Annotated in this window: 7 protein-coding genes; 2 read left to right on the top strand and 5 right to left on the bottom strand. The window is 70.2% G+C overall.

Annotation, left to right across the window (positions count from 1 at the left end; translation table 11 throughout):
* Positions 1-643 precede the first annotated feature (643 nt).
* Entirely contained in the window at positions 644-1,654 is a 1,011-nt protein-coding gene (gene trpS / locus ACWD02_RS28815; RefSeq protein WP_451215328.1) for a tryptophan--tRNA ligase, read from the top strand.
* 56 nt (positions 1,655-1,710) lie between these two features.
* Here the strand turns inward: trpS and proC are convergent, their stop codons facing one another.
* From proC to ACWD02_RS28795, 4 genes are all read right to left on the bottom strand, one after another.
* The gene (proC, locus tag ACWD02_RS28810; RefSeq protein ID WP_451215326.1) at positions 1,711-2,523 is read right to left on the bottom strand and encodes a pyrroline-5-carboxylate reductase; all 813 of its coding nucleotides are present in this window, start codon (positions 2,521-2,523) and stop codon (positions 1,711-1,713) included.
* 88 nt (positions 2,524-2,611) lie between these two features.
* Positions 2,612-3,349, bottom strand: coding sequence for an ABC transporter permease (locus tag ACWD02_RS28805; protein WP_451215324.1), 738 nt, complete (start codon positions 3,347-3,349; stop codon positions 2,612-2,614).
* A complete protein-coding gene (locus ACWD02_RS28800) occupies positions 3,346-4,152 on the bottom strand; it encodes an ABC transporter ATP-binding protein (RefSeq protein ID WP_451215322.1) in 807 nt (268 codons plus the stop codon). The genes ACWD02_RS28805 and ACWD02_RS28800 overlap by 4 nt, the downstream gene beginning before the upstream one ends.
* 947 nt (positions 4,153-5,099) lie before the next feature.
* Positions 5,100-5,621, bottom strand: coding sequence for an EamA/RhaT family transporter (locus tag ACWD02_RS28795; RefSeq protein WP_451215320.1), 522 nt, complete (start codon positions 5,619-5,621; stop codon positions 5,100-5,102).
* Positions 5,622-5,797: 176 nt separating this feature from the next.
* Between ACWD02_RS28795 and ACWD02_RS28790 the strand changes: the two genes are divergently transcribed.
* Complete coding sequence (locus ACWD02_RS28790) at positions 5,798-7,999, top strand: protein kinase domain-containing protein (protein ID WP_451215318.1); 2,202 nt, start codon at positions 5,798-5,800, stop codon at positions 7,997-7,999.
* 35 nt (positions 8,000-8,034) lie between these two features.
* On the opposite strand, the gene ACWD02_RS28785 is transcribed toward ACWD02_RS28790, so the two are convergent.
* Positions 8,035-8,328: an SH3 domain-containing protein gene (locus ACWD02_RS28785; protein ID WP_451215316.1), complete on the bottom strand. Its 294-nt coding sequence runs from the start codon at positions 8,326-8,328 to the stop codon at positions 8,035-8,037.
* Positions 8,329-8,364: the final 36 nt, after the last annotated feature.

Raw genomic sequence — 8,364 nt, 5'->3', positions numbered from 1 at the left:
CTTCGGTGTTTCATTTTGTCTTGCTGTCTTGCGTTTCCGACTCTATCAGACTCTTTCGTGTCCGATTTCCTCGGTGCCTTTCCGGTTCCCGCTCCAGCCTTTCGGCTTTCGCGTTTCCCTTTCCGGCGAGTCCGACTCTATCAGATCCTTTCGGGCCTGATTCCCAGTCAGCGGGGCTTGTCTTCCCGGCTGTTGGGCCGTTCCGACGAGTGAGACATTAGCGGAATCCTGCTCCCCGACCTAATCGGGGGCGCCCTTTCGAACGCGGATTCCTCATTTCGCAAAAGCGCATGAAAACGAGCAGACGACGGGGCATCGAAGATGACACGGCATCGATCGTTTGAATGGTTGTGCGGAATGGTTGCCCGCGGACCGACCAGGGGTCGGCGCTCACGCCGGACAACTCGGAGAACACTACGTACGCGCTCTGGGCGTGTCAACCCTGGTCCACGGTGACCCCCAGGAGCTACCGTAGGAGACGTGACCACACATGCGCACACCCAACAGTGGTGGGCCGCCTGACGGCGGCCGTACACACGCATGTACTCAACGGCTGCCGACTTCGGCGGCCGTTTCTTGTTTCTCCCCTGGAGGACCCGGAGCCCGGTCGTCGGGCCGGCGGTCCTGACCAAGAGGCGGAGAGATGACGAGGATCTTCAGCGGGATCAAGCCGACCGGGCACCTGACCTTGGGGAACTACCTGGGTGCCGTGCGCCAGTGGGCAGAAGTTGATCAGCACCGGGCCGAGTCGCTGTTCAGCGTCGTCGACCTGCACGCCTTGACCGTCGACCACGATCCAGGCCGTGTGCGCAGGCTCAGTCGGCAGGCGGCCACGCTGTTGCTCGCGTCGGGGATCGATCCCGAGCGGGCCACGGTGTTCGTACAGAGTCATGTGGACGAGCACGCCCGGCTCTCGTATCTGCTGGAGTGCGTCGCGACGGACGGCGAGATGCGGCGGATGATCCAGTACAAGGAGAAGTCGGCGCTTGAGCGGGCTCGCGGCGGGAGCGTGCGGCTGTCGCTGCTCACCTATCCCGTGCTGATGGCGGCCGACATCCTGGCGTACGGGGCGGACGAGGTGCCGGTCGGGGACGACCAGGTGCAGCACGTGGAGCTCACCCGGGATCTGGCCGTGCGGTTCAACCAGCGGTACGGACACACGTTCGTGGTGCCGCGGGCCACGTATCCCAAGGTGGCGGCCAGGGTCATGGATCTGCAGGACCCGCTGTCGAAGATGGGGAAGTCCGGCGATGCCGGCGCCGGGATCGTCTACCTGCTGGACGAGCCGGACGTCGTGCGGAAGAAGATCCTGCGCGCTGTCACGGACAGCGGGACCGAGGTCGAGTACGACCGGGAGGCCAAGCCGGGGATCTCGAACCTGCTGGAGATCCTGGCGGCTTGTGAGGGTGGGAACCCCGAGGGCTTGAGCGGTGTATATGAGTCGTACGGGGCTTTGAAGAAGGACACCGCCGACGCCGTGGTGGAGATGTTGAGGCCCCTGCAGGCGAAGCACAAAGAGCTGGTTGCTGATCCCGCGTATGTGGAGGAGGTGTTGCGGCGGGGAGCTGAGCGGGCCAGGGAGATGTCCAGGCCGACGGTGGACACCGCCTATCGCGCGATCGGCCTGCTGCCTCCGGTGGACGAGGGGCGGTAGGCGAGACGCGGGGGCCGGTGCCGGGGCGTGGCCGGGCGCGCCCCGGCACCGGGTGGTCAGCTGTTGCTGCCGGAGGCCAGTTCGCGGCTGCGGTCGCGGGCGGCTTCGAGGGCGGCGATGAGGGCTGCTCGTACGCCGTGGTTCTCGAGTTCGCGGATGGCGTTGATGGTCGTGCCGGCAGGGGAGGTGACGTTCTCGCGGAGCTTGACCGGGTGTTCGCCGCTGTCGCGGAGCATCACGGCGGCGCCGATCGCGGCCTGGACGATGAGGTCATGGGCCTTGTCGCGGGGCAGGCCGAGGAGGATGCCCGCGTCGGTCATGGCTTCGACCAGATAGAAGAAGTACGCCGGTCCTGAGCCGGAGAGTGCGGTGCAGGCGTCCTGCTGGGTCTCGGGGACGCGCAGGGTCTTGCCGACGGCACCGAAGATCGCCTCGGCGTGGGCGAGGTGGTCGGCGGTGGCCTGGCTGCCCGCGGAGATGACGGACATGCCCTCGTCCACGAGGACCGGGGTGTTGGGCATGACGCGGACGACGGGAGTGCCCTCGGCGAGGTGCTCCTCGATGAAGGAGGTGGTGATGCCGGCGGCGGCGCTGATGACCAGGCGATCGGGGGTGATGTGCGGGGCGAGTTCTTCGAGGAGGCGTCCCATGTCCTGCGGCTTGACGGCGAGGATCAGGGTGTCGGCCTGCTTGGCGGCCTCGGCGTTGCTGACGGGGTCGACGCCGTAGCGGGTGCGCAGTTCCGTGGCGCGTTCGGAGCGGCGGGTGGTGACCAGGAGGTCGGCTGGGGCCCAGCCGGCCCGGATCATGCCGCTGAGGAGGGCTTCGCCGATCTTGCCGGTGCCGAGGACTGCGACGGGCTGGGGCATGTGTGGTCACCCTCCGGGTGCGGGTCGGCGCTTCGGCCGGGAGCGGGGCAGCGCCTCGGCCAGGTGAGGTCATCCTCGCATTGGTGGGTCAGGCCGTGCGGCGGCGGAGGGTTGCGGCGCCCAGGGCGAGGACGAGTACGGCGCAGCCCGCGACGATGACCGCGTCGCGTACGAAGTCGCCGGTGATGTCGGGGTGGTGCAGGACTTCGTTCATGCCGTCCACGGCATACGACATGGGGAGGACGTTGGAGATCGCTTCGAGGGCGGGTGCCATGTTGTCGCGGGGGGTGAACAGGCCGCAGAGGAGGAGCTGGGGGAAGATCACGGCCGGCATGAACTGGACGGCCTGGAACTCGGATGCCGCGAAGGCGGAGACGAAGAGGCCGAGGGCCGTGCCGAGCAGGGCGTCGAGGAGCGCGACCAGGAGCAGCAGCCAGGCGGAGCCGGTGACGTCCAGGCCGAGGGCCCAGAGTGCGAGGCCGGTGGCGAGGACGGACTGGATGACGGCGAGGAAGCCGAAGGCGAGGGCGTAGCCCGCGATGAGGTCGCCCTTGGCGAGGGGCATGGCGAGGAGGCGTTCGAGGGTGCCGGAGGTGCGTTCGCGGAGGGTGGCGATGGAGGTCACCAGGAACATCGTGATGAGGGGGAAGATGCCGAGGAGCGAGGCGCCGATGGAGTCGAAGGTCTCCGGGCTGCCGTCGAAGACGTAGCGCAGGAGCAGCAGCATCACGCAGGGGACCAGCAGCATCAGGGCGATGGAGCGGGGGTCGTGGCGGAGCTGGCGCAGGACACGGGCCGCGGTGGCGAAGGTGCGGTAGGTGTTCATCGGAGGCTCCCGGAGGGGGTGGTGCTGCCGGTGGGGGTGTCGCCCTGCGCGGCGGTGGCCTGGTCGACCAGGTGCAGGAAGGCCGCTTCGACGGTCGGGGTGGCGGTGCGGGTGCGGAGGGCCTCAGGGGTGTCGTCGCCGAGGAGTGCGCCTTCGCGCATCAGGAGGAGGCGGTGGCAGCGCTCGGCCTCATCCATGACGTGGGAGGAGACGAGGATCGTGGTGCCTCGGTCGGCGGCGATGGAGTGGAAGAGGTTCCACAGGTCGCGGCGGAGTACGGGGTCGAGGCCGACGGTGGGTTCGTCGAGCACGAGGAGTTCCGGGGCGCCGAGGAGGGCCACGGCCAGGGAGACGCGGCTGCGCTGGCCGCCGGAGAGGTTGCCCGCGAGGGCGTCGGCGTGGGTCGTGAGGTCGACGTCGGCGATGGCGCGGGTGACGTGTTCGTGGCGGCGGTGGGCGGCGGGGCCTCGGCCGGGGTCGAGGACGGCGGCGAAGTAGTCCAGGTTCTGGCGGACGGTCAGGTCGTCGTAGACGGATGGGCTCTGGGTGACGTAGCCGATGCGGGAGCGGAGGGCGGGGGCGCCGGCCGGCTGGTCCAGGACCTTCAGGGTGCCGGTGACCTTGGCCTGGGTGCCGACCGTGGCGCGCATGAGGGTGGATTTGCCGCAGCCCGAGGGGCCGAGGAGTCCGGTGATCTGGCCCTTCGGGACGGTGAAGTTCAGGCCACGGAGGACTGTTCGGGTGCCTCGGATGACGGTCAGGTCCCGCGCCTCGATGGCGGGCGGCTCCTTTATATTCATCATGTGATGATTATGGCGCCTAGAAGGCCGGGGCCGTCAAGGGCGGCGACCGTCGCTGTAGAGCGGTGAGGTAGCGGTGAGGTAGATGAGCCCGCGCGGCTGCGCGCGTGCGGGCGGCGCTTGGAGCGGTGCGTGACTGTCCCGTGCGTGCGCCCGGGTTGCCGGACACGCAAAGGGAGGGCCACACACCTTGCGTGCGGGCTCGGAGGCGGAGCCTCTTCACTCGGGAGGGACGGGGCGCCGGGGGGAGGCTCTCTTCGCTCGGGAGAGGTCCGCGCTCCGGGGTCAGGCCCTCGTCGCGCTGGAAGGGCCCGCGCTCCGGGGTAGGGCCCCTTCACCCGGGAGACGCCCGCGCTCCGGGAGGGCAGGTCTTCTTCTCTCGGGAGGGGACGGCGGCTCCGGGGGGGGAGGGCCTCTTCACCCGGGAGACGCCCGCGCTCCGGGGGGGGCAGGCCTTCTTCTTCTCGCGGGAGGGGACGGCGCTCGGGGGGCAGGGCCTCTTCACCCAGGAGACGCCCGCGCTCAACGGCAGGCCCCCTCACCCGGGAGACGCCCGCCCTCCAGGGGCAGGCCCTCTTCTTCTCGCGGGCGAGGACGGCGCTCGGGGACAGGCCCCTCCACCCGGGAGACGGCGGCGCTCCAGGGGGCGGGCCCTCTTCTTCTTGCGGGTGGGGGTGGTGGCGGGGCCCCCTTCACTCAGGAGAGGCCAACGCTCCGGGGGGTGGGCCCCTTTAACCCGGGAGAGGCCAGCGCTCGGGGTCAGGGCCACTTCACCCGGGAGAGGCCCGTGCTTCGGAGGGAGGTCAGGGCCACTTCACCCGGGAGCGGCCCGCGCTTCGGGCGGCAGGGCCACTTCACCCGAGAGCGGCCCGCGCTCCAGGGGCAACCCCTATCTTCTTTCGGGAGCGGCCCGCGCTCCAGGGGTAAGCCCTCTCTTCTTGCAGGAGCGGTCAGTGCTGCCGGGGTTGGGGCCTTTTCTTTTTTTGGGAAGGGTTGCCTGTGCGGCGGGTTGTGCGTTTTGTGTACTGCTGGCGGGCTGCCTCGTATTCCTTGCGGTGTAGTTCTTCGCCGGGGGCCTCGGTGAGGGAGCGGACGAAGTAGGCGAGGAGTACGCCGACGAAGCCGATCGTCAGCAGGCCGCGCATCGAGGACTGGGACGCCGGGTCGTGGCGGCGGGTGAAGCCCTCCCAGGTGCGGCGGAAGGCGATCGCGCTGCAGATCGAGAACATGATGAGGACCAGGAAGTTCACGAACGTCCCCACGTCCGCGATGGCCATGCCCTCGTACGCGAACCGCAGCACGAAGCAGCCGGCCGCCGCCGCGAGCAGCGAGCCCACCGCGACGCCCGCGCGGCGCGCGCCGTAGCCGTTGTCGTGGCCGACCCAGGTCGTGCCGAAGAAGCGGAGGGGCTCGGGCTGCGGGCCGGGGGCCGTCGCGGCCGTGCGGTCGGGGGTGCTGGAATCTGCGCTCACCCTTCGAGTATCGCCCGGGGCGGCCCCGGCGCGGCGGCGCCGGGCAGGCGCGCCCTATTCGTCCCCCGCCTTGCCCTGCCGTACCACTTGGCGGCTAGTTTGTGGGGCGGGACAGATAAACGGGCTCATGTGAGAACTGCGAAAACTGGTGCACGCGGGACGAGGAGGTCGAAAGAGTGTCGCTCCGCGGAGGTGACCCGGCCGAGATCGGCGGCTACCCGCTTGAGGCGCGCCTCGGCTCGGGCGGCATGGGCACGGTCTATCTGGCGCGTACGGCTTCGGGGCGACCCGTGGCGATCAAGCTGATCCACCAGCAGTTCGCGGGGGACGAGGAGTTCCGTATCCGCTTCCGGCAGGAGGTGGCCGCGGCGCGGCGGGTGAGCGGCGCGTTCACCGCCGCCGTGGTCGACGCCGACCCGGAGGCCGAGTATCCGTGGATGGCGACGGCCTATATAGAGGGGCACACGCTCGCCCAGGAGATCGCCAAGAAGGGCCCGCTGGCCGGCGCGGAGCTGCGCACGCTCGCCATCGGCCTGACGGAGGCGCTGCGTGACATCCACCGCGTGGGTGTCGTGCACCGCGACCTGAAGCCCTCGAACGTCGTGCTCTCGCCCGAGGGGCCACGCGTCATCGACTTCGGCATCTCGCGCGCCGCGGACCAGCAGACGCTGACGATGACGGGGCGGGTCATCGGTACGCCGCCGTTCATGTCGCCGGAGCAGTTGCAGGCTCCGCGCGGGGTCGGGCCACGCTCCGACGTCTTCTCGCTGGGCACGTTGCTGGTGTACGCGGCGACGGGGCAGGGGCCGTTCGACACGGACAGTCCGTACATGACGGCGTATCAAGTGGTGCATGAGGCGCCGGAGTTGGCTGCGGTGCCTGCCGCACTGCGGGCCGTCGTCGAGCCGTGCCTCGACAAGGACCCTGACGCGCGGCCCTCGGCGGACCAGCTCCTCGAGCGGTTGCGGGACCTGCCGGTCGAGATGGGGGACGCGGCGGGGGCGCGGGCCAGCCGTACGCGGGACATCGATACGCAGCATCATCGTCCCTCCTCTCCGGGTGACGGGACCGGAAGCACCCCCGCCACCCCGCGGCCGCGCCGCCGTTGGCGCACCGTGCTCGCCGCCGCCGTCGCCGTGGCCGCCCTCGGAGGTGGCATCGCGGCGCTCCAGCTCGGCTCGTCCGATGAATCCACCGGCGCCGACGGTGACGACGGCAAGGACCGCACCGTCGCGGCCGCCGAGGCCACCCTGCCCGACGGCTACCGGCCGTGGCGCACGAGTGTGCCCAACGACAAGGGCATCCCGGACGAGGTGCGCTGCGTGCCGCGCGGGGACGCGTTGTTCTGCGGGGGCGGCGGAGTCGTCGCGACCCGGCTGCGGATCTCCGACGGCAAGGAGATCTGGAAGGTCAAGAGCCCCGGCGTACCCATGCAGGGCATGCACATCGTGGGCGCGACGGACGACACCGTCCTCGGCTACCGCATCCCGGACGACGCCGCCTCGTCCGACGAACCCGTCAAGCTGGTGGCGTTGGACGCCCGGACCAGCAGGGAACTGTGGTCCCGTCCGATCAGCGGCCAGTCCCAGATCTACACCGGCCGGTCGCAGGACGCGGCTCTCTCCGGCTCCACGGTCCTGTCGGTAGAGCCTGGCCGTACGCGGGTCGAGGCCAGGGACGCGCACAGCGGGCGCATGCTCTGGTCGACGCCGTTCCCCGCGGGCTCGGAGTGCACGCCGGTCCCGGCCGGTCAGCGGATGTACGCGATGTGCGCGCCGTCCGCCCAGGTCGCGAACGTCGAGGTGCGCAATCCGGTCATCCACACCCTCGACCTCACGTCGGGGACGTTCGGCAAGGGTGTCGCGGTCGAGGGGCCCGTGCACCCGGTGGGCGGCGACGACGGCAGGCTCGTGCTCCTGCACCAGCGGTTGAAGGGGCCCGAGTTCCTGGGGTACGACAAGGTGCTGCGGGTCGAGCCGGGCAGCGGTCGCGTGTCGTCCCGGCCGCTGCGGACGACGTACGACGCCACGTCCGGCATCGCCGGCGGCACGGTCTACTTCGCGGAGCCGACCGGGCGGATCAGCGCGGTGGATCCCGCGACCGGGCGCCAGAAGTGGTCACGGCAGACGGGTGTGGAAGGGGCCTCCGGGCCGACGGCGAGCGGTGGTGCGCTGTACTTCAGCTCGCCCAGTGGGCGTGTGGTCGCCGTTTCACCGCGGGGCAGGACTCTGTGGAGCACCGATCCGCGGGCCGAAGGGCTCGGCGGTGAGGTGAACGCGAGTCCGCGGGTCGCGGTTTCGGGGCGGGTGATCTTCGTGGCGGCGGCCAAGAACACCGTGTTCTCGTTCGACGCGACGAAGCCGCCGAAGTCCGGGTGAACTGCGGCGGCTCCTGAGCCCCGTACGGGTGTGGATCAGCAGCGGGGTGCCACGTACCCGTCGCTGCCGGTGCGGACGTACGTGTCGGAGACGTAGCGGCCGCTGCCGATGCGGTCCCAGAGCTTCGATGTGCCGGTCGGGCCCGTGACCTTCTCGCCCGGCTTCTGGCAGTGGATCGTCACTCGGGTTCCTGCCGAGAGGCGGCCCACCTTGCCGTAGGACGTGCCCGGGCCTGAGCGGACGTTGACGTCCGCCACGATCGGGTACGTCGTGGCCGCCGCGGCTGCGATCTCCTCTGCGGATTCCGGTGCTATGACGTTCTCGCTCATGCTTCTCTCCCCCGTGAGCGGCGGCTCCCGGCCGCC

Source organism: Streptomyces sp. NPDC002853 (assembly GCF_053591915.1).
The sequence above is the reverse complement of the archived record's forward strand: the minus strand, read 5'-3'. Positions and strand labels throughout refer to the sequence as shown.

What these genes read in the sequence shown, in the direction of transcription:
- ACWD02_RS28800 (WP_451215322.1), bottom strand. Translation starts at nt 4,152, where the DNA reads ATGATGAATATAAAGGAGCCGCCCGCCATCGAGGCGCGGGACCTGACC.
- proC (WP_451215326.1), bottom strand. Translation starts at nt 2,523, where the DNA reads ATGCCCCAGCCCGTCGCAGTCCTCGGCACCGGCAAGATCGGCGAAGCC.
- ACWD02_RS28785 (WP_451215316.1), bottom strand. Translation starts at nt 8,328, where the DNA reads ATGAGCGAGAACGTCATAGCACCGGAATCCGCAGAGGAGATCGCAGCC.
- trpS (WP_451215328.1), top strand. Translation starts at nt 644, where the DNA reads ATGACGAGGATCTTCAGCGGGATCAAGCCGACCGGGCACCTGACCTTG.
- ACWD02_RS28805 (WP_451215324.1), bottom strand. Translation starts at nt 3,349, where the DNA reads ATGAACACCTACCGCACCTTCGCCACCGCGGCCCGTGTCCTGCGCCAG.